The sequence below is a fragment of the Nocardia sp. NPDC005978 genome (assembly GCF_040614455.1).
In the GTDB taxonomy this organism is placed as follows: Bacteria; Actinomycetota; Actinomycetes; order Mycobacteriales; family Mycobacteriaceae; genus Nocardia.
Map to the genome: position 1 here is coordinate 1 of NZ_JBEXUS010000023.1, position 26,068 is coordinate 26,068.

Annotated in this window: 11 protein-coding genes and 1 pseudogene; 4 read left to right on the forward strand and 8 right to left on the reverse strand. The window is 68.9% G+C overall.

What is annotated here, in order from left to right; translation table 11 throughout:
* From ABZ319_RS13145 to ABZ319_RS13165, 5 genes and pseudogenes are all read right to left on the reverse strand, one after another.
* Window positions 1-15,271 (reverse strand): annotated as a pseudogene (locus ABZ319_RS13145) (hypothetical protein); the annotation flags it as partial.
* 28 nt (window positions 15,272-15,299) lie between these two features.
* On the reverse strand, window positions 15,300-15,788 hold the full coding sequence (locus ABZ319_RS13150) for a YbaB/EbfC family nucleoid-associated protein (RefSeq protein WP_354986602.1): 489 nt from the start codon (window positions 15,786-15,788) through the stop codon (window positions 15,300-15,302).
* 10 nt (window positions 15,789-15,798) lie between these two features.
* Entirely contained in the window at window positions 15,799-16,113 is a 315-nt protein-coding gene (locus ABZ319_RS13155) for a hypothetical protein (protein WP_354986603.1), read from the reverse strand.
* Window positions 16,114-16,216: 103 nt separating this feature from the next.
* The gene (locus ABZ319_RS13160; RefSeq protein ID WP_354986604.1) at window positions 16,217-17,020 is read right to left on the reverse strand and encodes an ESX secretion-associated protein EspG; all 804 of its coding nucleotides are present in this window, start codon (window positions 17,018-17,020) and stop codon (window positions 16,217-16,219) included.
* A complete protein-coding gene (locus ABZ319_RS13165) occupies window positions 17,017-19,158 on the reverse strand; it encodes a hypothetical protein (protein WP_354986605.1) in 2,142 nt (713 codons plus the stop codon). The genes ABZ319_RS13160 and ABZ319_RS13165 overlap by 4 nt, the downstream gene beginning before the upstream one ends.
* A gap of 179 nt (window positions 19,159-19,337) precedes the next feature.
* On the opposite strand from ABZ319_RS13165, the gene dtd reads away from it, so the two are divergent.
* From dtd to ABZ319_RS13185, 4 genes are all read left to right on the forward strand, one after another.
* Complete coding sequence (gene dtd, locus ABZ319_RS13170) at window positions 19,338-19,769, forward strand: D-aminoacyl-tRNA deacylase (protein ID WP_354986606.1); 432 nt, start codon at window positions 19,338-19,340, stop codon at window positions 19,767-19,769.
* A 150-nt stretch (window positions 19,770-19,919) separates the two neighbouring features.
* Entirely contained in the window at window positions 19,920-20,912 is a 993-nt protein-coding gene (locus ABZ319_RS13175; RefSeq protein ID WP_354986607.1) for a hypothetical protein, read from the forward strand.
* Window positions 20,905-22,365 (forward strand): hypothetical protein, encoded by a 1,461-nt coding sequence (locus ABZ319_RS13180; RefSeq protein ID WP_354986608.1) that lies wholly within the window; start codon window positions 20,905-20,907, stop codon window positions 22,363-22,365. Before ABZ319_RS13175 ends, ABZ319_RS13180 begins: the two co-directional genes overlap by 8 nt.
* 188 nt (window positions 22,366-22,553) lie before the next feature.
* On the forward strand, window positions 22,554-23,153 hold the full coding sequence (locus tag ABZ319_RS13185; RefSeq protein ID WP_354986609.1) for an AAA family ATPase: 600 nt from the start codon (window positions 22,554-22,556) through the stop codon (window positions 23,151-23,153).
* A gap of 143 nt (window positions 23,154-23,296) precedes the next feature.
* Here the strand turns inward: ABZ319_RS13185 and map are convergent, their stop codons facing one another.
* From map to secY, 3 genes are read right to left on the reverse strand one after another with little or no spacing between them, the layout of a single operon-like run.
* Window positions 23,297-24,097 (reverse strand): type I methionyl aminopeptidase, encoded by an 801-nt coding sequence (gene map, locus ABZ319_RS13190; protein WP_354986610.1) that lies wholly within the window; start codon window positions 24,095-24,097, stop codon window positions 23,297-23,299.
* On the reverse strand, window positions 24,098-24,643 hold the full coding sequence (locus ABZ319_RS13195) for an adenylate kinase (RefSeq protein ID WP_354986611.1): 546 nt from the start codon (window positions 24,641-24,643) through the stop codon (window positions 24,098-24,100).
* Entirely contained in the window at window positions 24,640-25,962 is a 1,323-nt protein-coding gene (secY, locus tag ABZ319_RS13200) for a preprotein translocase subunit SecY (protein ID WP_354986612.1), read from the reverse strand. Before secY ends, ABZ319_RS13195 begins: the two co-directional genes overlap by 4 nt.
* Between the last annotated feature and the right edge of the window lie 106 nt (window positions 25,963-26,068).

Consider the following 26,068-nt stretch of genomic DNA (forward strand, 5'->3'; position numbering starts at 1 on the left):
GTGGACCGATAGGGCGCGGCGGCTCGGACGGCATCGGCGGGGCCACCGGACGCGGCGGCTCTGACGGGCGCGGCGGGTGCGCGGGCCTCGGAGGCTCCACCGGCATCGGCGGATGATTCGGCATGGGTGGACCGATAGGGCGCGGCGGCTCGGACGGCATCGGCGGGGCCACCGGACGCGGGGGGTGTGACGGCGGCGGCGGGGTTGCCGGGGGCTCGGCGGCAGGGTGGACAGACGGGTCTGGGGACTGGCCGGAGGTGAGCGGGACCGGGCGGGTTGGGGGTTCAGGTGTGGGCAGGGTCGCGGACGACGCGGGGGTCGTTGGCGGGTGGGCGGGGCCGTCAGGTTTGGCGGGGGTTGGGCCGGAGTCACCGGGGTCCGGGTCATCGCCGGGGTCCGGTAAATGTGGGGAGTCCGGATTTTCCGGCGGAGTAATGCCTCGGGTGGGGTCCTCCGTCGTCGCGGCCTTGACCGGATCTGAAGTCGTCACGGCCGCAGGCTGATCCGGCGTCGTCACGGCCGCAGGCTGATCCGGGATCGTCACGGCCGCAGGCTGATCCGGCGTCGTGGCGGCTTCGGCCGGATCCGGGGTCGTGGCGGCTTCGGCCGGGGGTGGGTTGGAGGCGGGGTCGGGGAGGTTCGATGCCAGCCAGTCGGCGAAGGCGGCGGCTCGGTGGTGAGCTTCGGCGGCATCGCGGAGGGTGGTGAACGCGTCGAAGGAGTGGGGGGTGACGCCGCGGATCGTTTGGGAGGCCAGATCATCGAGGGTGGGGATCAGTCGCGTGGGGGTCAGGTCGGCGGGCGCCACGTTGAGGCCGGTGTGGCGGCGGAAGTCGGAGATCGCCTGGTGCAGATCCGCTTCGGCGGCATCGCGGGCGCGGGCCGCGGCGGTGTGGGGGCCGAGGTCGGCGGCTGCCGCCTGGGAGGCCAGGCGGGACTGTTCGGCTTCCCAGCGGGCTACGCGATCCTCGGCATCGTGGTGGCGGGCTGCGGCTTCGGCCAGATCCAGGCGGGCGCGATCGGCGGGGGGCAGGGTGCGGGGATCGTTGCCGGACAGCGCCTCTCGGGTGTCGGCCACCCAGTCGCGGGTGAGGTCGGCGGCGGACTCGGGGTGGCCGATGAGGGCGGCGTCGCGCTGGGCCTCGGCCGACAGCAGGTCCAGGCGGGCGGTGGTGAGTTCGCGGCGGGCCGTGTCGGCCGGGGACTCGGCCGCGTGCACGGCGTCGAGTTGGTCCGCTTCGGCGCGGGAGAGGAAATCCTGGGCCTGGGTGTAGCGGTCGGCGGCGTCGCGGACCGCGAGCAGTTCGTCGGTCCAGACGTCGGTCTGGTCCAGCGGGATTCGGTTCAGGCGCTCGATCATCTCGGCCGCGCGCTCCGGGTCCACCGGTCTGTTGCCCGGCAGATCGTCCAGGGCCGCCTCGAGTTCGGTCCTGGCGCTGTCCACTTCACGCCGCCAGGCGTCGACCGGCGACTCATCCGGGCCCGACTCGCGCAGCAGGGCGTCGCGCATGGCGTCTTCGAGCCGGGCGACGCCGTCCTCGGCCCGGTGAAACTGCTGCGCGGCATCGTGCAGATCCGCGATCCGCCGGTCGGAGACCGCGGGCGCGCCGATCTCCTGCTCGCTCCGGGTATTCAGGTAGTCGATCGTGCCCGGCAGGCGTTCCGGGGACAGATCGGCGTCGGCGAGCGGGCGGTCCTGCCGCAGCGGCAGGCGATCGCGGGCGTAGTCCAGGTCGGCGCGCGCCTGCTCCAGATCGCGCCGGGCCCGGGCGAGGTCGGCAGCCACGTCACGCGAATCACGCGGTGGTGCTGCCGGTTCCGGAGTTCCCGTCAGCGCTCCGTGTTCGGCCGCGAGCCGCTCCAGCAGGTCGATGTCGGCCTCGCGCTCGCGGATTTCGCGCCGGAGGCTCTCGATCTGCTCGGCGAACTTCGCCGGTTCCAGCCGCTCGTGCTTGTCGATCTTGCCGTCGCGGTACAGGTCGTACACGTCGGAGTAGCGCGCGTCCTGCAGTCGCTGCACCACTTCGGCCAGCTGATCGGGCGTGAGTAGTCGCTGACCTTCGGTCGCGCTGTCGGTGTAGGCGTCGTACGCCGCGTCCATATCCCGTGCGCGAAGGGTATCGAGCACATCGGCGAACTGCCGCGGGGACAGCCGATCGTGCAGATCGACCATGCGCTTCTCGTAGATCTTCGCGATCGCCGCGTTATCGCTCAGATCGACGCCGAGCAGTCGCGACCAGACGCTGGCCGCGCCGGACGGGTTGTCGGAAACCGGTGGCTCACCGATGAGTTCGTTCATCAGCGCCCGGAGCAGCGCGGGCGCCTTCGGATCGTGGATCGGGAGTTCGCCGTCCGCTGCGCGCGGATCGGTGGACGGGTCGTACCGCATGTTCTCGCGGTACGGATCGAGCTTGCCGAGCGTGTCGATGTAATCGGTCAGGGCCGCAAGCAATTCCGGCCGTTCACCGGAGCGGTACAGCAGGTCGTTGATGGCCTCGAGCAGCGAACCCGGCTTGACGCTCTTGGGATCGGGCCGGTACGCGACGACTTCGCCGTTGACCTCGTCCTTGACGTGCTTGGACGCGTACAGATCCTCCGGCTCGACCCCGAGCCTGCGCGCGAGCTCGTCGCGCGCGGCGAGCACGGCGGCCGAATCCGCGCCGTCGCGAAGCACTTTCGCGTAGTTCAGCAGATCCTCGACGGCCTGCAACCGCCGTACGGCGCGCACGCTCGGATCCGCCATGGCCTCGGCCAGACCCTGTGCGGTGAGCTGGGTCGGATCCAGGTTCAACCGGTTGGCCAGATTGGCCAGGTGGCGATCGAGATCGTGGAAGTTGTCGATGGCATCGCTGGTGCGAATGAAATCGACCATGCCCTCGATCTGCGCGGCCCGCAAAGCGTTGTCGTGCCGGAGGTTATCGATGGTGTCCCGCAGGAACTCCGGGCCCAGATCCATCTGATAGACCGACAGGCGGGCGGCCACCTCGTTGCGTTCCTCGCGCACCACGTCCGGGTCGCGCGGGGGCGCGGGAGCGGTATCCGGATCGGAGTGCACGGGGGCGTCCGGCTCCGGGACCGCGCCCTGCACGATCCGCCATGGCTCTGCACCGTCGCGCAGCAGCGTCAGCGGCAGTCTGTCCCCAGCGGACTCGACGTCGTGGAACCGCACCTGCGGCGGGGCCATGTCGATGACTCGGAGCCGGCCGTCCTCGTCGAATCCGACCCTGCGGTAATCGAGTTGCAGCTCAACGCGATTCAGCATGTCGCCCAGGTGCGGATGCACGGCGAGCGCGTCGGCCAGGCGGGCGTCGTGATCGATGTCGCCGCGAATGACGACCAGGCGTTGCGGACCGCCCGGCTCCCCCGGCAGCAACCCGACGCCCCGGTCGATCATCACGCCGCCGTTCGCGTGCACCCAATCGCGAGACGTGCCCTCACCCAGGAGAATCGCCTGGTCGCGGGCGTCCTGGTCGAGGCGCAGGAAATTGTCGACGGCATCGGCGAAATCGGCGAGCCGGTCAGCGCCGTCGCGAACCTCCATCCGCATGTCGCCGATGGTGTGTGCGAGGCGATCTGCGGTCAGCTCGTCTAGCGAAACAGCCAGTAGCTGAGCCCAGTTCGAGCGTTCGTCGCGGATCTGATCGCGCATCAGCGCGGTCTCGAACAGGCCGCCCGAGCGTTCGCTGCTGAGCTCCTCCTCGGCATTGTCGAAATCGCGGGCGGGCTCGCCGCCGTTGTTGACCCCGACCGCGTCCAGGAAGGTCGGGCGCGGGCGGCGGGCCTTGTACTCGAGGTAGTCCGCCTCCAGCGGCGTGCGGGCTCGTGCCCGGGCCGCTTCGGCGCGCTCGTCGGCCAGGATCGCTTCGTTGGCCGCGCGAACCTCGCGCAGGTAGCGGCCGAGCGGGTCGTTGTCGGAGAAGTTGATCTCGCGGGTGTACGGGACCTCGCCGTCCTGGGTGTTGTAGCGCGTCGCGGCGTCGCGCAGGCCCTCGATGGCGCCCGCGCGGCGCATGAGTTCGTAGGTCGCGGCGTCGACCGCGCGGTGCAGGGTCGCCGGATCGATCGCGGACAGATCGATGCCCTGGTCCCGCGCCATGCGGAGCAGGTCTGTGAGGGCGGCGTCGCGCGCGTCCACCGCATCGGTGACCGGCTGCGGCAGCTCCGGGCTCCAGTGATGCGGCGGCGGCTCGGGGATTTCGGGGCGCTCGGCCGGACTTTGCTGGTACGGAACGTTTTCCAGCTGCTCCTCGCCGACGGGCAGGCCCGCCATGCGCAGGCTCTCCTCGACCTCGGCGCGCAGCACCGGGTCGGCTTCGGTGAACCACGGCTCGTAGAGATCGCCCTGGCGCGTGTGCATGGGCAGCGCGTCCGGGGAGATGGCGGCGGTACGGGCGGTGAGTTGGTTCAGCAGTGGGAGGCGCTCGCGGACCTGCCACTGGGTGGCTAGTTCCTTCCACAGGCGGATCGGGTTGAAGCCGCTCTCGATGCCCATCAGCAGCGTGCTGTCCACCAGGTGGCCCAGCTCCACCGCGAGCTGAACCTGCACCTGGCCGTCCTGACCCGAGCCCGACGGGTATTTCGGTGTGAAGACCGGGAATCCGGCTTTGAGACGCTCCCACTGTCTGCGGAAGAAGCCGGGCCGCTGCCGGCGTTCGACCGCGTTCGAGGTCGTGGGTTCGGGCGGGAGGCCTGGGCGCGGGACCTGCTCCACCACACGGCCGTCGGGACCGTCGGTGATGCGCACGTGAATTCGCTCGCCGTCGGCCTCGAGCACGATGCGGGTGCCGTCGGCCGGATCGGGGGTGTGGTGGGTGATCGCTAGCAGGTCGGCGACATCGGCCGCGCGGCGGTAGGTTTCGGCGCGCAGCTCGTCAAGGACGCGGGCGCTGTCCGTGGCGAGCGCATCCGGGTCCACGTTGAGACGCCGCGCCCAGTCGTCTCGGGTGCGGGCGTGATCCGCTCGGTCGGCGGGATCGGTGGCCGCGTCGTGCCGTTGGACGGCGTCGGCGAGCGCTTCGATCGCACCGGCGCGCAACACGTTCTGGAACTGCAGGTCGCCGGCGAGCTCGGACATGCGGGCGGGGGTGAGATCGGCTTCGGAGAGGTTGAGGCGGGCTGCGATCTCGGCGCGCAGTTCGGGGAGGGTGACGACGCGCGGTTCGGACTGGGGCTCGGTGGGGCGATTGGTGGGGGCATCGGGGCGGGTCAGGGCGGATTGGGGGTCGGGATGTGGTGTGGACGAGAGGTTTTCGGGGCGGGTGACGGCGGAGTTGTCCGGGCGGGTCGTCGACGGGTCGTCCGGGCGGGCCGGGGAGAGGGCCGGGCGGGATTCGCCGGTGGCCGGCGGGAGGACGGCGGCGTCTTCCTCGGCGGCGGCACGGGCCAGGCGGTCTTCCAGGCCCGCGGCGCGGATCTCCGCCTCGATGGCGGCCCGCTGCTCGGGGTCGGCTTCGGTGCGCCAGTACTGCTCGCCCGCGTAGCGCTCGTCGGGGGTCAGGGGGCGGAAATCGTCCGGGCCCATGGGAGTGGGCGGGACGCCGTTCTCCGGGTCGCCGAAAAGTCCCCGTGCGCGGGCCATTTCGGCGATGTCGCGGAAGGCCGCGAGGGAGTCGGGGTGGCCGGCCAGGGCCTGGCGCAGGCCGAGGGTGTGCGCGAGGCGGTCGGCGTAGGCCTGCTGCTCGGGGGTGCGGGTCGATGCCGGGCCGCGCACGCCCGGCTGGAGCAGGTGCTCGGCGAGTGCCCTTAGAGCCGGGGAGGCGAGCATGGGGTTCACCGGGGCCGGGGCGGGCGTGTCCCCGGTTGGCTGCTCCCCCACAGGAATCGGCTGCGTTTCGGCCTCGTGGATACCCGGAGGTATCGGGATATCCGGGAGAGTCGGGGTGTAGCCCGAGCCGGGGTCATGGCCGGTCGTGGCGGGATCGCCCGATGTCGGTGCCGCGGGGAGATCGGGCACGGTCGGGGTGTATCCGTCCGGGATCGTGGCCGGACCAGAGGTGGTCGCAGGATCCGGGGTTGTCGCCGGACCGGGGCTCGGTGCCAGGTCCGGACTCGTTGCCGCAGGGGCACTCTCGGGAGGTGGGATCGCGCCGGGCGCCGGGAGATCGGGGCGGCCGCCCGCCATGTCCCAGAGCCAGTCGGCACGGTCGGCGGAGATCTGGGCGTCCCAGGTCGCGGCGTCGGCGCGGAAGCGGGCGGCCCATTCCTCGGGGCTGCCGGGGGTGTATTCGTCCGCTATGCGGTGCAGCCATTCCGCGCGCTGGGCGTCCATGCGGGCGAGCCAGTCGGCCTGGTCCGCGCGCATGCGGTCGAACCAGGCGTCCGGATCGTTGGGATCGGACGCCGGGCGCAGGGGCGGGCCCGCGTCCGGGGGTTCTCCGGGACCCGCCGGAGCGGTTTCCGGGGTGATGGGCGGCGTATCCGGGGTGGTCGCGGACGACTCCGGGAGATCGAAGCCGGCGAGCCATTCGGCGCGCTCGGCGTCCATGCGCGCCAGCCAGGCATCGTGCTCGCGCTGCATTCGATCGAACCAGGCGTCGGGGTCATCGTCGTCGGCTGCCCGGCGGGTGGGCGGGCCGTCGTTCGGAGGTTGACCGTCACCGGCGGCTGAAGTCTCGGGAGGCGCTGTTTCCGAGTCGGTTTCGGGATGATCGAAGCCGGCCAGCCAGGCTTCGCGCTCGGCCTCCATCCGCGCGAGCCAATCGGCCTGATCCTGCTGCATGCGCTCGAACCAGCCGTCCGAGCCCGGCGCGGCAGCGGCCTCGTCGGCCGATTCGGGCCGCGGGGAGCCGGCTTCGGGTTCGCCACGGCCGGGGTCCGTGCCGTCGGAACGGCCGGGGTCGGTCGGTGCGCCGTCATCGCCGAACGCCCGGCGGGGTGCGGTCGAGTTGCCGTCCGGGTCGTAGCCCGGGCGCACGACGGGGTCCGCCGCATCGGGCGGCCGAAGGGTGCCGTCCGGATTGAAACCGTGGGGGGTAACCGGCTCCGGGGGCAGCAAGGTGCCATCGGCGTTGAAGCCCTGCTTGGGACCGGATTCGCCTTTGTCACCGGGAATTTCGACGGGCTCGGCCGAATCTGCCAGGTCACGCTGTGCGATGTAGTCCGCGGCGGCGTCGACGAGCACCCGGTGCAGGACGTGGGCGGCAGGGCCGGCCGCCGGACCGTTCAATACGACGTCGGTGAGGGCCTCGGCCATGGCCTCCGCGCGATCGAAGGTGCCGTCCTCGGCGAAGCTGTAGCCACTGAGCTGGGCTTTGAGCCAGTCGACGAAGCCGTCCAGATCGCCCCGGGTCTCTAAATAGTGCTCCATCAGCGCGTTGAACGCCTCTGTGCGGCCGTGCATTTGACCGGAGAAGTCGATGGCGTGGGCGAACTCGTGGACCACCGTGGAGTAGATAGGACGATCTGCCGAGCCCGCGACCAGGTGGCCGGCTTCTTCGCTCTCCCGCACGCGGCGGGCGAAATCCTGAGGGTTGCCGGCGTATTGCTCGTTCAGCACCAGCCGATCCGTGTAGTGCTCGCCGTCCTCGATCTTCGGCCATGCCTCGCCCAACGTCCCTTCCTCGAGCGGCATGATGGCAATGGCGTTCAGATCTGTGTCCGGGTAGCGGGTGAACATTTCGTCCACGGCCCGCGCGAACTCGCGCAGCACTTCCGGGTCGATATTCGGATTGTCGAAACCGAATACGTCGACGTCCCAGCGCTCGGCCAACTCGTCCGCGATCTGATCGCGATCCAGGGGGGACCACTCGTCGTCGGGGCGCGGTGACCAATCCGGGGCCTCGCGCGCGGGGACGCTGCTATCCGGATCCGCCCGGGTTGTTTCGCCGTCGTCGCCGGTATCGCGCTGTGCGGGCGCGGATTCCACGCGAGGCTCCCGATTCTCCGAAGCAGGAGCGGACGACCGGTGCTGCCCAGGTTCGTCGGGCAGGGGGCTCCTGCTCGGAGAATCCGGGGTTTGCGGCGGCTGATCGTCCGGTCGGCGCGCGGACTCGGGACGGACGTCCGCGCTGCGCTCGGGACGGTTGCTCGGATCGGCATCCGGATCGAGGCGGGTTGCCGACTCCGAACCCGGCGCGGGGCGTACAGCCGCATCGGGGTCCGGGTCGGCCGTGTCATGGCGGGGCGGGGCGTCGGAATCGTCGTCCGCGCGCAGGCGCGGGTTCGGCGCGGACTCGGCGGCGGCGTCCAGCATGGCCTGATAGAGGGCCCTGGCGGGTTCGGATGCTCGGTCTCCGTTGGATTCCACGTCCGTGAAGGCTTCGGCCAGAGCCTCGGTGGGATTGAAGACACCATCGCGGAAGCTGTAGCCGCTGAGCCCTTCCGACAGCCAGGGACCGAAGCCGGTGAGGTCCGACCTGCCGGTGAGGCGGTCGTACGCGTCAGACAGTGCGCCGAAAGCCAATTCGCGGGCGCGCATTTGGCCTTCGAAGTCCAGGGCGTGACCGAACTCGTGCAGGATCGTCGAGTAGACGGGGCGGTCGCCGGAGCCGGGGGCCATGAAACGAGTCGCCTCGTCCGCGGCCAGACTGGTCTGGAACTCCTCCGGGAAGATGGCGTAGCGCAGGCCCAGCGCCAGGCGTTCGGTGTACACACGGCCCGACTCGTCCACCACCGGGAAAGCCTGTGCGTAGGTATCGATGTCGGACAGCGGCTCGATCGAAATACCGCGCAGATCCACCGACGGATGGCGCGCGAGCATGTCGGCGATCGCGCGCGCGTACTCGCGCAGCACCTCGGTGGGGACGTGCTCGTTGTCGAAGCCGAGCACCTGGATCGGGACGCCGTCGGTGCGGCGGTCGGAGAGAATCTCGGTCAGGCGGTCGGCGATTTCCCAGCGGTCGCGGGTGGACCAGTCGTCGTCCGGACGGGGCGACCAATCGGGCTCGGGCGTCGCGGAACCCGGTGAGTTCGCCGCGTCGTCCGCGTCCGAGGTGTGTGTGGTCGCGTCGGTGTGGACCGGGCCTGCTTCGGGTTGAGCGTGCTGGGGGGCGGGTGAATCGCCGCCGGGTCCGGGGTCCGAACCCCAGTCGCTGCCGTCGAAGAACTCCGGGCCGTCGGGATCGTCATCGGGCGACTGGCGTCGGGCGGGGGGTTCGAGGCCGTCGGGGCGGGTCGTATTGGGGTCGAGGCCGTCCGGACGGGTTGCGGTGGGATCGAGACCGTCGGGGCGGGTCGCGTTCGGATCCAAGCCATCCGGACGAGTCACGTTCGGATCCAAACCATCCGGACGAGTCGCGTTCGGATCCAGACCATCCGGACGAGTCGCGTTCAGGTCCAAGCCATCCGGACGAGTCGCGTTCGGATCCAAGCCATCCGGACGAGTCGCGTTCGGATCCAAGCCATCCGGACGAGTCGCGTTCGGATCCAAGCCGTCAGGGCGCGTCAGGTCGGCATCGACGGCGTCGGGGCGAGTCGGGGCCGGATCGAAGCCGTCCGGGCGCGTTGTGTCGGTGCGGGTTTCGGGAGACGACGGCGGCGGGCCGGGGGGTGGGAGAGGCGTGCCGAAGGGCGGGGTCGCATCGGGGAGGGTGGGTTGGGGGGCGAAGAGGCGTTCCGCGCGGAGTTGTTCCAGGAGGGCTTCGGCTCGGAGGCGGGTGATCGTGCCCTCGAGGTCGTTGGTCAGGTCGGCGAAGGTCAGGTCGAAATAGTCGGCGAGGATGCCGAGGTCCTCGACCAATTCGGCGCGGCGGCGGCCTGCTTCGCGGAACTGGTCGCCGAGGGGGCCGTCGAGGGGCGCGCCTTCCATGCCGTTGTTGACGCCGGGGTGGTCGAGGATGTTGGCGGCGTCGCCGCGGAGCTCGCGCAGGTAGCGCTGGCCCGGATCCTCGGTGACTCGGCCCTTGCCGTCCAGGGGCAGCTGGTCGCTGAAGGGGACGCGCTCGTTCTCCTCGACGTAGCGGCGGGCGAGATCTTCCAGCTCGTCGACCATGTCCACGCGGCGCTGGGCGCGTTCGCGGGGATCGAGGAGATCCTGCGTGGCATCGGGTGAACTCGGTTCGGGCAGGCGGGAATCCAGGTCGGCCCAGTGCCGGCGCAGGTGTTCGGGAATATCGACCTGATCGGCCAGGCTCGGATCGACCTCGTTCTCCCAGTAGCGATTCGGGGTGCCGTCCTCGTTCACCGGGACGGTGAAATCATCCGCGCGATTCGCCTTGAAGCCCTTGAAGAACTCGGCGATGCGGCCGCGCTTCTTGTAGAGCTCGATGACCTCCTTCAGCACGCGGATGATGCCGTCCGAACCGTCGAGGTTCGGTTTGCCGCCGAAGATCGTGGTCAGGCCCTCCCAGAGGAACGACGCGCCGAAACTGTCGTTTTGGGAGCCGGAGGGGTGGCGCAGGATCTCCGCGTGCTGACGCAGGAGTTCGCGGATCTCGTCGCGGATTTGGCGCAGGCGCTCGATCAGGCGCGGGGCCTCCGGGCGCACCGGCAGCGGGGCGGTCGGGAGGTCGGGGCGCACGTCCAACGGGAGGGTGTTCTGGCGGGTGATGTCGGTGCGCGTCGCGTCGGCGGCCGGGAGGTCGGGGCGCGTGGCATCCGCGCGGGTCGACTGCGTGGGCAGATCCTGGCGGGTCGGGGGCGCGTCCGGGCGGGTGGCGTCGAGCGGGATGTCGGGACGGGTGGCCGGTGCGACCGGGATGTCCGGACGGGTCGTATCCGTGCGGGTCGCCTCGGAGACGGGAATGTCGGGGCGGGTGGCGTCCGAACCCGGTGATTGCCACGAGCCGTCGGGATTGCGGGCATCCGGCCGCCATTTGCCGTCGGTGTCGCGCAACATGCCGGGCGGGTCACCCGGGCGCTGCCAGGAGCCGTCCTGATTGCGTTCTGCCACCGGGGTTTCGGTGTCAGGTCGTTGCCAGGAGCCGTCGGCGTTGCGGCGGTCGCCGGGCGCATCCGCATCCGGACGCTGCCAAGAGCCGTCCTCGGCGCGGCGGTCGCCGGGCGCATCCGGACGCTGCCAGGAACCGTCCTCGGCGCGGCGGTCGGCGGGATGAGCCGATTCATCGTGCCGATCGGGCGCGGTGTCGGCGTCCGGGCGTTGGAAGCTGCCATTCGGATTGCGTTGGTCGCCGGTGGATTCGGGTGTGCGGGCGAAACCCTCGTTGATCGTCCGCTCAAGCTCGGCCAGACCGTCGTCGATGCGGCGTTGCATCTCCGCCAGGCGATTGGCGGACTCGTCCAGGACGTCGCCGGCGCGATCCAGGGCATCGGCGACGTTGGGTTCCTCGCCTCGGGTGGCCGCGTCCATGCCGCGTTCGACGAGGCGGTCCAGGCCGGCGAACCCTTCGTCGATGCGGCGCTGCATCTCCGCAAGGCGCGCTTCGGATTCGGAGATGACGGCGTTCGCGCGTTCGAGGGCTTCGGCCGTGGTCGGGAGCGGGATTTCCTGGGTATCAGCGGAATCCGGTCGGGAGTTCGGATCGTCCGCGGTGGGCTTGTCGGCCGGGGTTTCGGCGTCCGGCTTGTCGGCGGGAGCGTCGGGCTTGTCGGCGGGAGCGTCGGGCTTGTCGGCGGGAGCGTCGGCGTCCGGCTTCGCCGCAGAATCGTCTCCCCCGGGCTTCCCGGGTGAATCGTCGCCGGGTTTCCCCGACTCGTCACCGGAGTCCGGGGTGCGGCCGCGCGGGGGCGACTCGTCGCCGGGTGAAATCACCTCGGGGCGTGCGGCATCGGGATCGCGGCCGCTCGTCGCATCGGCGGCGATGTCGGTGAGCAGGTTGTAGAGAACGCGGGCGGGTTCGCTGGCGTCGTCGCCGTTCAGCTCGACGTCGGTGAACGCCTCGGCCAGGGCCTCGGTGGCGTCGAAGTTGTCGCTGTAGTCGAAGCCGTAGTCGCTGAGCTGGTGCAGCCACTCCTGGAAGCGGGCGTTCTCGGCGTCGGTCCAGTTCTGGACGTTGTAGGTGTCCTCGTAGTGATCGACCAGCGCGTCCAGGGCGCGATCGCGAGCGTCCAGGTTGCCGGCGAAATCGAGGGCGTGGCCGAGTTCGTGCACGACCGTCGAGAACACCGGCCGGGCAGCGGAATTGGGGACGAGATCGCCCGCCGCCTCATCCTCCGACACGGCGTTCGCGAAGCGTTCGGGCGTGGTCATCCAGGTGTCGTTCAGCACCAGCCGCTGGGTGACTATGCTGCCGTCCGACCCCCACGCCGACCACGCCTCGGCGTAGTTGTCCGGGTCGTCCATCGACTGGACGGATACCTCGCGCAGGTCGATCTCGCCGTAGCGGCTGACGACGTCGTCGACCGCACGGGCGAACTCGCACAACACTTCCGGATGCACGTTCGGGTTGTCGAAGCCGAAGGTCTCGATGCCGTGCAAGGTGCGCAGCCGCTCGGAGATCTCGTCCGGGGTCAGGTTCGACCAGTCGTCGACCGGGGGTTCGTCACCGCCGTACAAGGCGGAGGCCACTTCCTCGTCTGTTGGCGGGCGGGCGTCCGCGTCACGCGGCGCTCCCCCGTCGCCCGCGCGGTCCGGTCCGCCGTCGCCGATGGGCTCGCCGCCCGAACGGCGGGCCGCTGCGGGGGCGGGGCGCGAACGCGGCTCGTGCGCGGCGGGAGCCGGGGCGTCCACGGGAAAGGGGATGACGTTGTCGACACGCGGGACCGAGCCGGGGTCATCGCCCAGCGGGGAACCGGCACGATCATCACCGACGGTGCGGGACGCGACGGAATCGGTTGCACCAACAGCATTCTCGACGGCTCGGATCGTCCCAGCCGGGTCCGCATCACGAATCGGAGCCCCATCGCCGGTGGTGCGCGGGGCGTCCGGACGCGCCGCCGAGCTTTCCTCGGCAGATGAACGAGACTCCGGTTCGGAGGTTCGATCCGCGCCCGGGTCGTCCGGCTGCACCGTGTCGTCGGCACGCGGGGGCGACTCCGTGCGCGAGGCGGAGTCGGAATCGGCGCTGGGGTTCGCGTCGGTTCCGGGCGCGGGGTCGGCGCGCAGGCTCGGGTCCGGCCGTGCGGCCGGTTCGGCATCATGGCGACCGACCGCGGCGGGGTCCGCGACCGGGTCGACGGCGGGACGGGACTCCGGACCGTCTACGGGATTCAGGTCCGCGCGCGAAGCGAGGTCGGAGTCGACTCGGGGGGCAGTGCCGGGCTCGGGGGCGAGGTCCGCGCGGGGCGGTGTCGTGTCGGCGGCGGCCCGCGGAGCTTCGCCGGGGCCGGGGGCGGCATGGGCGCGCGGGGCCGTGTCGGCGAGTGGCGTGGTGACGTCGGGGCGAGTGGCGGCGTTCAGATCCGGGCGGGGTGCGACGTCCGGCCGGGCGGGCGGGGCTGGGGCACGGTGATCGCCGGGGGTATTGGGGGACGTAGGCGCGGTCGAGGGGGGAGCGGTGGTGGGCGGGGCGGTCGCCGTCGCGGGGGACGTGGTCGGGACGGGGGACGTTGCGGGGACCTGGTCGCCGGCCGGAGAAACCGGTGCGTCGAGGTGGGAAGTGGGGGCGTCGGGGGTCTCGAAGGGGGTCGAAGTGGGGAAATCGGCCCACTCGGGAGTGCGGGCGCTGTGGTCTGCCGTGTCGGCGGGGTGGGTGGGGGGTGCGTCCGAGGGGGCGGCGGAGACTTCGGCCGTGGGGGACGTGGGGGCGTCGGAGACACTGGCGCGTGGGGTCTCGGCGGACGGGTCCGCGGCGGCCGCGTGTGCATCGGCGGCGTCGGGAGCGCTTGCGCGGGAGGCATCTTGGGTCTCCGGCGGGGAATCTGGGTGGGCGGACGAGCCGTCTATGTCCGCGCGGGAATCGGTGGCGGCACCGGGGTTCGAGGGTGCGTCCGCGCGGGGGGCGCTGGATTGGGGTGCGCTCGAAGGCTGCGAACTCGAACCGGGTGCGCTAGAGCCCGGGGCGCTGGAGCCCGGCGCGGACGTGGTGGGCGCGGCGTGGGGTGCGGAGGTGACGGGGGCGGTGCTGGGGGCCGGGGCTGCCGTGGGGCCCGCGGCCGTGTTGACCGTGGGGGTTGTCGCCGGTGAGTCGGGGGTCGAGGCGCGGGGGGCGTTCGACTCGGAAGTGGCTGGGGCGCCGCGGAGGTCGTCGGTGTTGTGGCCGCCGGGGCGGGTTCGATCCTCGCCCCGGGTGGGCTCGTTGACATCCGGGTTGGCGCGGTTGTCCTGACCGTCTGTCGTGGGACGGGTGCTCGGGTCTTGGCCGTCGGTGGTCGGACGGGTGCTCGGATCCTGACCGGGAGCGGCGGGATCCACACCGGGAGCGGCGGGGTCGACGCCGGGAGCGGCGGGATCCACACCGGGTGCGGGCGGATCGACGTTGGGGGCGGGCGGGGCCGGGGGCGGATCGCTGCTGCCGTCGCCGCCGCGAGAGTTCCAGAAATTGTGTGCGGCATGGTGATTCATGCCCGACATCGCGCCGTTCGTGGCGCCGGCGCTGAGCATGCGCCAGTCGAACTGGGTGTTGGAGAGGTTCTCGACCGCCTGGTCCCAGCCATGCTGTGCCACGTCGAAGCCGAACTGGGCACCGGTCGCGGCCACGAAACCCGCTCCGGCACCGGCTAATCCGGCGCCGATGCTGGCCAGGCCCGCGCCGCCGATGCCGTCCAGGCCGCGCCGGGCCAGGTTGTCGCCGAGCCAGCCGCCGAACGGGCCGGCCGCCGCGCCGCCCGCCGCCGAGCTGATGGCGGTGACGCCGACCTGGGTCCAGTTGATCTCTTTGCGGGAGCCCTTGGACACCTGGTACTGCTGGATGCCGATTTCCTGGACCGTGCCGAGGGTGAAATCGATGGCCACGTGGCGCAGCAGGAATTTCGCGAGCGCGGAGCCCGCCATCTTCGCGGCGAAGCGAGCGATCGCCGCCACCGCGCGGGCGCCGATGATGCGGACCGCGACCCGGGTGAAGGCGATCGCCGCGGCCTCCACCGCCGGTGCGGTGGGCGGAAACACCCATGCGGCAATGAGTTCCGCCGCCAGCAGCCCCAGCGACGAATAGAACATCAGCTTCGTGTACTCGATCTCGGTGCCGGTGTCGTGCGCCGAATCACCGATCGAGTCGAAGTATTTCGCCAGATCCGGGATGGAGGTGCTGTCGTCCGCGTCGGTCTTGCCGCTGAGCAGGTCGAAGACCTTGGCCATCTCCTCCGAACCCTTGCCGTCCGGGTAGGAGGCCAGGGTGGCGTAACGCGCGTCGCTGACCTCGTCGAGCAGGCCGCGCAGACCGTCGGCGGCGGTGTGCCAGTCCTGGGCCAGATTCCACATCTGGTCTTCGTTGCCGTCGGGCCATTCCATGCCCACGATCCAGCCCAGCCATTCGAGTTCCGAGGGCAGGTAGATCATGGCGTGCCGACTGCCCCGGGGCGCGCGCTCACCATCCCGAGTCGGTGGCCCCGCCGGTTCGGCGCGGAGCGTCCGCGTCCAGTTCCGCCTGTGCGGCAAGGCGTTCCGGCGCCTTCGGCGGCGCGGTCGAGACCACCGGCGGTTCCGGGATCGCCAGCTCGCGGCTCAGATCCGGCATGCCGGGCACCAGATCGCTGAACTTGGGCAGGCGGTTGCGGTTCTGCGAGACCGGGGCCATGAGTTCCCGGCCCTTGCGGGCCACCTCGGCGGCGGCCTGCTGCGCGGCCTCGGCGACCGCGGCGGCGATCTCCGGGTAGTCGAGATCGGCTATGTCCGAAGAGAATTTGACCTCGATCACGGTGCCGTCGGCGTTCACGGTCACCGTGACGCGCTTGCGCACGGTCGCGGAGGCGGTGAGCACCGCCCGCTGTCGCTGCAGTCCGGTGATGGTCCGCATCTGGCCCGCGAAATCCTCGAGGATGTCGGACAGATTGGCTTTGGCGAACTCGTTGGCCATCGTCAGTCCCCTACTTGAACTGACTGCCGTTGGTTTCGTCCATTCCGGCCAGCTTCTCCGCGGCCTTGATCTGGCCCGCGGAGAAGTTGCCGAAGGTGCCGGCCATGTTGCCCGCGCCCTTGATGATGTTCTGGCTCGACTTGTCGTAGCCGTTGTCGCCGCCGGAGAAGTTCCTACCCAGGGTGTCGTTGCCCCAGGGCTGACCACGGCCGTTCGAGGTGGAAACCAGTGTGTCGACGACCTTCTCGATGCCGTCGCGCACCTTGCCGGTCTTGCCGGCGGCGGTGTTCAGCAGGTCCGTGTACGTCTTGAGCCGGTCGTTCACACCGGGAACCCTGTCAGGTCAGAGCAACCGAGCAGTGGCTGGAAAATGAACGGAGAGTGCCGATTCGTGCGGAGCGGTGCCCCGTGCTGCGCACGAACTCGAGCTACCGGTGCGCCAATTCCTCGTGCTCGCCGCGAGATTCCATGATCTTCAGGATCCGATCCACGTGATGCTGCAGGCGGGACTCGAAACGCTTGGCGTCGGTGCCCACGGCGGCCATTTCGGGCGTCTCCAGCTCGATCATGTACCGGCCGTCGTCCGGCAGGTCCCGCCACAGCAACAGCTGACCCTCGACACCGCGCGGCCCGTATTTGGAGCGCCCCTGCACGATCCGCATGAAGCCCATGCGATCCGCCTGGGTGTTCCAGAATCGCAGCGCGCGAGCGTCATTCGACTCCTCGAAACTGTCGAAGGCCGAGGGCGGCGGTGCGTCGTAGGGATCGGGCTCGGGAATCGCCGGGCCTTCGGAGATCGCGATGGGCGACTGCCGGCCCGGCTCCACCTCCGGCAGGTGCCGGACCAGGAGTGCGGGCAACTCGTGCGGATCGCACTCGATCACGGTGATATCGCCGCTGTGCGAGGTGGTTTCACCCGGAGCCTGCGAAATCACACACGCGTGATGCCCGCGGCGTGCCCCGTGTACCCGCAATCGCGGCGCACTCGGATCGTTGTCCTGGAATCCATGTACGCCGATGAACACTTCCGGGTCCGCCACGGCCTTGAACAGGCTGACGAAGCCCTGGTCCAGTTCCTGATCGAGACGGGCTCGAATCTCGGAGAGTTCACGCGCGTAGTCGTCGGCCAGCACGGTGCGGCTGAGATAGACCAGGGGCGAGGGCATTCGGCCCTGATACCGATAGCGGTGGCACAGCGATTTGAACTCGACGTCGGTGAACTGCCACCTCATGCCTCGACCACCGGCTTCGCCTCGGTGTTCGGCTGACCGACCGGCGACGCACCGAAATCACCGAGCGCCTGCATGAAATCGACCGACTCGGGCTCATGGTCGGCTCCTGCCCCGGCGGATTCGACCATGACGCCTTCCGCGAAGCCGGCGACCCCGCCACCCTGCGGACCAGCGGCGATCGCTCCTTCCACGCCCCCGGGAATGCCGCCCTGAATACCTGCGGTGAGCCCTTCATGAAGTCCTGCCGCAGCACCGAAGATCGGCGCCATGCCCGTCGTATCGAGGCCCGCGCGCTGGAACAGGTTGGTCAGGCCGGCCGCCGGATCGGCGACCGCGGCACCGACGGCCGGGGTCACCAAGGCCGCACCGGCGGGTGTGGTTTCACACGGCAAGCCCGCGGCGGGCACCGGAACCTCCGCGCCCGTGGTCAAACCCAGCAGCTGGGAGAGTTCCGCCAGCTTGTCCGGCGACTGCTCGATCTGCGCCATAGCCTCGGTGACCTTGGCCTCGGGAACACCGAGGAGTTTGGCGAGCGCGGCGTTGTCACCGGTCTTCAGTGCGGAGTCGAGTTGGGTGAGCAGCGTCGGCAACTGCTGCAGCGCAGTCGATCCGGTGCTCAGCAGACTGCTGAACATGCTCGCCAGCTGGGACAGGTCCTGACCACCGCTCGTGGAGCTGGAACCGGGATTTTGACTGCCGCCCGGGTTCTGGCTGCCCCCGGGGCTCTGACCGCCCGGGTTTTGGCCACCGGGATTCTGACCACCCGGATTCTGACCACCGGGATTCTGGCCACCGGGATTCTGGCCATTCGGGTTTTGACCGCCCGGCTTGTTCTTGTCCTGATCCTTGTTCTTGTCCTGATCTTTGTCTTTGTCTTTGTCCTGATCCTTGTTCCCCGGCGGCTGCTGCTGCCCACCGGGTTTCTGCTGGCCCCCCGGAGTGGTCTGCCCGCCCGGGGTGGTCTGCCCGCCCGGCGTCGTCTGGCCCCCGGGCTTGGCGTTGGGGTCCGTAGTGTCCTTCTTGTCGCCCTTATCGTCTTTATCGTCGGTCGGCGCCGGCTTCGGCTTGTCCTTCGGTACCACCGTCGGCTCCGCGATGAACGGCATGACCGAGGCCGTTTCGACCAGCGGCCCCTTGTAGAACTCCTCCCAGACGTCCTGGTACATCTCGAGGATGCCCTGCTCGTCACTACCCCACGAGTCGCCCTGGTTCTTCTTCTCGATCGGCATGCGCGCCGCGGTCAGGGCCATCCAGTCCGAGGTGAAGTTGAGGCTGTCGCCGATCAGCTTCATGGTCGTGGTGAAAGGCTTGCTGTCGGAGACGATCTGAGTGACGGCCCGCTGGGCGCCGGCGCCGCCCTCGCCCTCCCAGGAATGCTTGAGCTGGGAAATGTTCTGCTTGTACATATTGAACTGGCGGTCCACCTGCGAGGAGATCCACCACCAGCGTTCCGCCGCGGTGGCATACGAATCCGCGTTCATCTGCTGGCCGAGCGTATAGAGCTGGTCGTACTCCATCCACTCCTTGTTCTCCGGGTAGACAGCCACCGCCTCTCTCGGACCTGCGTATTTCGCGAGTTCCTCGGGACGGTCTTCCATATCGGAAAGGTCATCCGGATTCCAGGAGATGTCCTTCTTCATGAGCGCGACTTCGTGCTGCTCGCCCGGCTTCCACGCCTCTTTGGTGGGTGCCTTGAGCCCCAGATCCGCAGCGCTCGACGGCAGCTTGCCCTGCCCCATATCCGCCAGGATGCCACCGAACTTGGCGGCGTTTCCGTCGTCCGTGTCGGCATAGGCCTTGGCGGCCTCGAAAATCGCATCCGCCATGTCCTGCAGGATCTTCAGGTGGATGTCGAACACATCCCGGAGCCGGACCGCCCGCTTGTTGTAGTGGTCCGTGAGCAGCTTGCCGGACTGCAGGTCATCCCCGATCGGCTGTTTTGCGATCGCGGGCAGAGTATCGAGTCCGCAGGAACCGACCTGGCCTTGGAAGTAGCGCAGCGCACCGGCCAATGACGCGGTGGCCTGCAGCGCCGCCTTCGCGGACTCCGGGTGGTACTTGAGGTGTTTACCGCCGGATGTAGCCATGTCCTTCAGCCCCGGCCAGGCAGTACGAGTCTCGTCCTCTGTTGGTGCCATCGGTCCCTCAGTCACTTCCGCCCGTGATCGAAATTCACTCCACAGCACAGCCTACTTTCATGAACTCTCGATGGCGCAGAAGGAAATTCGATCCCGAGGCCCTAGAAATAGGGGCATCACCGAACAGCCCCAACGCCCCTGATCAGCGGCGGTGCACGGGCTGATGCCATGATCTGGACGTGCGAGTACTGGTGCAGCGGGTGAGTTCGGCGCAGGTCAGCGTCGACGGCGAGGTTGTCGGCAGGATCGAGCCGAAGCCGCAGGGGCTGGTGGCGTTGGTCGGCGTTACGCACAGCGACACCGAGGCAACCGCGAAGGCTCTAGCGGACAAGCTCTTCCGGTTGCGGATCCTCGACGGGGAGCGGTCGGCGGCCGACCTGAACGCGCCGATCCTGGTGATCAGCCAGTTCACGCTGTACGCCGACACCGCGAAAGGGCGGCGGCCGTCGTGGAACGCTGCCGCGCCGGGGGCCGTCGCCGAACCGCTGGTCGATTTGTTCGCGGAGACGCTGCGGGCGTTCGGGGCGAGCGTCGCCACGGGGCAGTTCGGGGCGCACATGCAGGTGGAGCTGATCAACGACGGACCGGTCACGCTGATGCTGGAGGGCTGAGCGCGCGAAACCTGTACCTAGAGTGCATTGTTCGCGAATGACGCTTACCGATCGGTATCTCATCGCGCGTCGGCGGATGGCTATACCCTTCTGCCGGGAGGGTAAACCTACGTTTCCGAGTAGGTGACCCGTGATGAATCCGGGGGCACGATGACCGAACCACTCAGCATGGACAAGGCCAGGGAAAGTCTGGGTAAGTCCCTGGACGGGCTCGGGCGGTTCGCGCGAAACAGCTCGACGCATCTGGCAGTGCAGGCCGGTGACTTCAAGGACTCCGCGGTCGGCACCGTGGAGAAGCTGACCGCGAAGAAGCCCGACCCCTATGAAGAGGCCATTGTCGAATACAACGGCGCTTTCACTCTGATGAACGACGCCGGACTATCGCTGCTGCGGCAGCGGGAGCGCGCGGCGGACCTGATCGAACTGGTCGAGTCGCTCGTCAACAGCATCGCGTGTACGCCGAAGTCGTTCGAGCGCGACTTCATCGAAATCAATGCAGATAAAACATCTTTCGTCGATGCCACAGAGTTCGCCCAGCGCGACTTGGCAGCCGCACGTCAGTCCGCGGCGGGTGCGGGCGCTGGGTTCACCGCCGGCGCCGCGGTGGCGAGCATGGCCCCGTCGGCCGCGATATGGGTCGCCACCACGTTCGGCACTGCCTCGACGGGCTCCGCGATCTCGACACTTTCGGGAGCGGCCGCGACCAAGGCGGCTCTGGCCTGGCTCGGCGGTGGTGCACTCGCTGCCGGAGGTAACGGAATCGCAGGGGGCGGCGCACTACTCGCGCTCGCGGGTCCGGTCGGCTGGGGGATCGCGGGCGCGACCCTACTCGCATCGATCGCGCTTCTGGCCCGGAAGAAGTTCGAGAACCGCGAGGCGAAGCAGGAGGCGCTGACCGCGCTCACGCGCAACACCGCCCTGGTGCGGGGTATGGATGCGGAGATCAGCGATCTGCTGGAGCGCACCGCAGCCCTGCGCGGCCTGCTCGTCACGAGCTACGGCGGAGCACTGGGACTGTTCGGCGCCGACTTCCGGACGCTGGAGCCGGCCCGACAGTCACAGCTGGCCGCTCTGGTCAACAACACGAAAGCATGTGCGGCGCTGCTGAGCCGCCGCGTCGAGCAGGACGCGCCCGGTGAGTGAGATCGTCGACGACAGCGCGAGACTCGCGAAGAGCAACCAGGAGCAGGCTGTCGCGGCGTGGGTGGGCTACCTGAACCAGCTCCGGCTCGAGGAGCTGGTGCGTAACTACCGGCAGCGGGACCTGAATCTCGCAGCGGCCCTGGGAAGCATCGAGCGGACGATCCAGGACATCGGCTCCAAAGTAGTCGACACCAATCGCGGTGGCGTGAAAGGCATGCACGGATTCATCGCCGAGATCGCCGAAGTCGGTGTCGGCAACGCGCGGAGCCGGATCCTCGGCGGGGAGGCGGTCTACCGGTGGGTCAATGACAACGGGCCCGTCGACCTGATGCGCGGCGAGGTCGAAATCCAGCAGAAGTTCGTCGCCGCCGGTGGCCGCTTCGGGCTCGGCGCCATCGCGGAGCACCTCGGCAGGTATCCCGACTTCGTGCGGGACGGCGGGAAGTACCAGATCCCCGGCGACCACTTCAGGGTGGTGCGCGAACTACACGCCATGTCGCCCGAGGACGCGGGCAGATTCTTGACGCGCGGCGGCGACGGCCCCTCGTTCGGCGACTGGCAGCGCGTTCGAGCGTTCTTCGCGGAAGGGCAGATCGGCGTCGAATCGATCGAGCCCTCGGCGCTGGACTATCACGACGTGCAGCGGGACAGCTATGAAGCCGCGCTGGGGGCCGAGCAGGACTCCCTGCGCGCCACCGACAAATCGCTGCGGGCCAGCGACTATCAGGCGAGCCGGCCCTCCACGCGAGAAGGCGTGAAAGCCACGCTCGCATCGGCAGCCATCGAAGGCGGAACCGCCATCGTGCTGGCCATCGTCCAGAAGCGCAGGGAGGGCAGGAAGTTCGAGGACTTCACCCGAGAAGACTGGACCGGCATCGGGCTGGGCTTCGTGCAGGGCGGCGTGCGCGGTATGAGCACCTACACGCTGACGAACTTCACCGCGACACCGGCGGCCGTGGCCAGTTCGATCGTCACCGCGTCGTTCGGAATCGCCGCGCAGGCCAACAAGTTCCGCCGCGGCGAGATCGACGAACTGGAGTTCATCGAGAACGCCGAGTTGGTCTCACTGGAGGCGGCGGTGAGCGCGCTGTCGTCCTTCCTGGGACAGGCGGCGATTCCGGTGCCGATCCTCGGCGCCGTCATCGGCAACACCGTCGGCACCGTGATGTACCGGGCTGTCTCGTCCGCCCTTTCGCAGCGGGAGGCGGAGGCGATCGCACGGTATCTCGACCAGCAACGCCTGCTCACTGAACAACTCGCGGCCGAGCATCGGGAGCTCATCGACCGGCTCGAGGCGAGCATGGTCGACTACCTCGGGCTGCTGGACCGGGCCTTCACCCCCGACGTGGAGGCGGCCCTCACCGGTTCGGCCGAGCTCGCGCGACAACTCGGCGTGGCGGCGGACGAGATCCTGGATTCCGACGAGAAGACCCTGGCCTTCTTCCTCGACTAGCTCCCCGTACGGATCGAGATCGCAGTACTCCCCACGATCGAAGAAGGCCTGTCCGGCCCGCACGAGCACGAGATCCGCGCGGATCGACGCTCGACGCCCTGCCATCCGGGGACGGATCCGACACCGCTACCGGCGACCGTGACCGGCGGATTCGGCGGCGCGGGCGGGAGCGCGCCTAGGGTGGCGGGATGCTGATCTGGATCAACGGGCCGTTCGGCGGGGGCAAGACGCAGACCGCGTTCGAGCTGCATCGGCGACTGGCCGGAAGCGTCGTGTGCGACCCCGAGATGGTGGGGTTCGGCTTGCATCGGGCCATGCCCCGGGAGTTGCGGGAGGACTTTCAGCACCTGACCGCCTGGCGGCAGGGGGTGGTGGAGGTGCTCGATCTGGTGTTGCGCAAGCACGACGGGGTGGTGATCGCGCCCATGACCGTGGTCGAGCCCGCGTACTTCGCGGAAACCGTGGGGCGACTGCGGGAAATCGGCCACGACGTACGGCATTTCGCGCTGCTCGCCGAGCGGGAGACGGTATTGCGCCGGCTACGGGAGCGCTCGCTGTGGGGGTTGCGGCACGAGAGTTTCGCGGTCGACCGGGTCGATGATTGCCTGAAAAGTCTGCGCGGCAGCGAGTTCGGGGAACACATCCGGACCGATCACATCGGGATTCCCGAGGTCGCCGAGCGGATCGCCAACTCCGCGGGAGTAAGGCTCACCGCCGATGTCGACGGTCCGCTACGAGGTCGGCTGCGGCGAGCACTGGTGGGCGTCAAACACATTCGCATCGCCTGACAGCAAGCACGACCGTGGCCGAACGGCCGTGCATCCCATGGCGGTTACCGCGGTCGGCACGACATTCCCGGTGCCCGAGCAGGCATGAAAACACCGAACGCCGCGACCCCCGAAGGGATCGCGGCGTTCGGTGAAAGCGTGTACTACTCCGGGCGGAGGGTCAGGATCCGCGGGCCGTCTTCGGTGACCGCGACCGTGTGCTCCCAGTGGGCGGCACGGGTGCCGTCGCTGGTGACCACGGTCCAATCATCCTCGAGGGTCACGGTTTCCGTGGTGCCCAGGGTGAGCATCGGCTCGATCGCCAGCACCGAGCCGACCACGAGTTGCGGGCCCTTGCCGGGCGCGCCCTCGTTGGGCAGGAACGGATCCATGTGCATCTTGCGGCCGATGGCGTGACCGCCGTAGCCGTCGACGATGCCGTAGGACCGGCCGTGCTCCACCTCGGCCGCGCGGGTGCCCAGCTCGATGGCGTGCGAGACGTCGGTCAGGCGGTTACCGGCGATCATCGCAGCGATGCCGGCTTCCATCGACATCCGGGTCGCCTCGCTCAGCAGGCGGTCGGCCTCGATGATGTTGCCGACGCCGAACGTCCACGCCGAATCACCGTGCCAGCCATCGAGAATCGCGCCGCAGTCGATGGACACGAGATCACCCTCGGCCAGGACGTCGTCCTTGGTCGGGATGCCGTGCACGACGCGGTCGTTCACCGACGAGCAGATCGAACCCGGAAAGCCGTTGTAGCCCTTGAAGGACGGGATCGCTCCGGCTTCGCGGATGAGCTGCTCGGCGACCTCGTCCAGCTCCAGGGTCGAGACCCCGGGCTTGGCGGCATTGCGCACCGCCACCAGCGCGCGGCCGACGATTTCGCCGGCCGCCGCCATCGCGTCCAACTCACCGGCGGTGCGGAACGGCACCACCTTCTTGTTCTTGCGGCCGAAGACCATTCAGCGACCCAGCGCCGACAGCGCCCGCGCGTTCACGTCCGCGATCTCGCCGATGCCCTCGACCGACACGACGAGACCGTCGTAGTGGTCGAGCAGCGGCTCGGTCTCCTCGCGGTAGACGCGCATGCGGTTGCGGATGGTCTCCTCGGTGTCGTCACCGCGGCCGCGCGCCAGCATGCGCTCGACCACGATGTCCTCGGCCACCACGAAGCAGAGCACGGCGTCGAGCGCATGGCCCGACTCCTTGAGCATCTTCTCCAGGGCGTCGGCCTGATCCACCGTGCGCGGGTAGCCGTCCAGCACGAAGCCATTGGTGGCGTCCGGCTCGGCGATACGAGCCTCGACCATGCGGTTGGTCACATCGCTGGGAACCAGGTCCCCGGCGTCCATGTACTTCTGCGCCTCGCGGCCCAGCGCGGTCTGCTGGCCGATGTTCGCACGGAACAGATCCCCGGTGGAGATGTGCGGTACACCAAGCTTTTCCGACAGCAGGACGGCCTGCGTGCCTTTGCCGGCACCGGGCGGTCCGAGCAGAACAACTCTCACTTGAGGAACCCTTCGTAATTTCGATTCATCAATTGGCTCTCGATCTGTTTCACGGTATCGAGGCCCACGCTCACAATGATCAGCACAGCGGTACCGCCGAAGGGCAGGTTCTGTACGCCGCTGTCGGCGCCGATGCCGAGCAGCAGGTTCGGGAGCACGGCAACCGCACCGAGGTAGATCGATCCGGGCAGGGTGATCCGGCTCAGCACATAGTTCAGGTAGTCCGCGGTCGGCTTGCCGGGACGGTAGCCCGGAATGAAGCCGCCGAACTTCTTCATCTCGTCCGCGCGCTCCTCCGGGTTGAAGGTGATCGCGACGTAGAAGTAGGTGAAGAACACGATCAACGCGAAGTAGATTCCGACGTAGACCGGGTTGCTCGGGTTGACCAGGTACTTCTGAATCAGTTCCTGCCACTTGGACATATCTCCGCCGGAGGTGTCCTGCGTGAGCTGGGCGAGCAGGTTGGGCAGATACAACAGCGACGAGGCGAAGATGACGGGGATGACGCCCGCCTGATTCACCTTCAGCGGCAGATAGGTCGACGAGCCGCCGTACATCTTGCGACCGACCACGCGCTTGGCGTACTGCACCGGAATTCGGCGCTGACCCTGCTCGACGAAGATGACACCCACGATCACGACCAGTGCGGCGGCGGCGACCATGCCGACCACGCCCCAGCCACGGCTGTCGAGGATCATCTTGCCCTCGGCCGGAATTCGCGCCGCGATACCGGCGAAGATCAACAGCGACATGCCGTTACCGACACCGCGCTCGGTGATCTGCTCGCCGAACCACATGACGAGGGCGGCGCCCGCGGTCATGACCAGCACGATGATGATCATGCCGAAGATAGAGGTGTCGGCCAGGATGTCCTTGGGGCACCCGCGCAGCAGCTGACCGCGCGCAGCGAGCGCCACCAGACCCGTTGCCTGCAGCACCGCCAGGGCGATCGACAGGTATCGGGTGTACTGGGTCATTTTGTTCTGACCCGATTGGCCTTCTTTACGCAGTTCCTCGAACCGCGGAATAACCACCGTCAACAGCTGGATAATGATGCTCGCGGTGATGTACGGCATGATGCCGATCGCGAACACCGACAGCTGCAACAGGGCACCACCGGAGAAGAGATTGATCAGCTGGTAGATGCCGGCGGAATCGCCGCCGTTCACCAGCTCGACGCACTCTTGGATGTTCTTGTAGCTGACGCCCGGGGAGGGCAGCGCGGCGCCGATCCGGTAGAGCGCGATCAGCCCCAGCGTGAAGAGAATCTTCCGCCGTAAGTCCGGGGTCCTGAAAGCCGACACGAAGGCGGAAAGCACAGATCCTCCTGGCGAACGACATGGGTCAGGCCATGGCTACAACGACGGAACGCCGAATCCCCATGACAGTGTTGGCAGACAACACTTGAACTCTAACAGTGACACC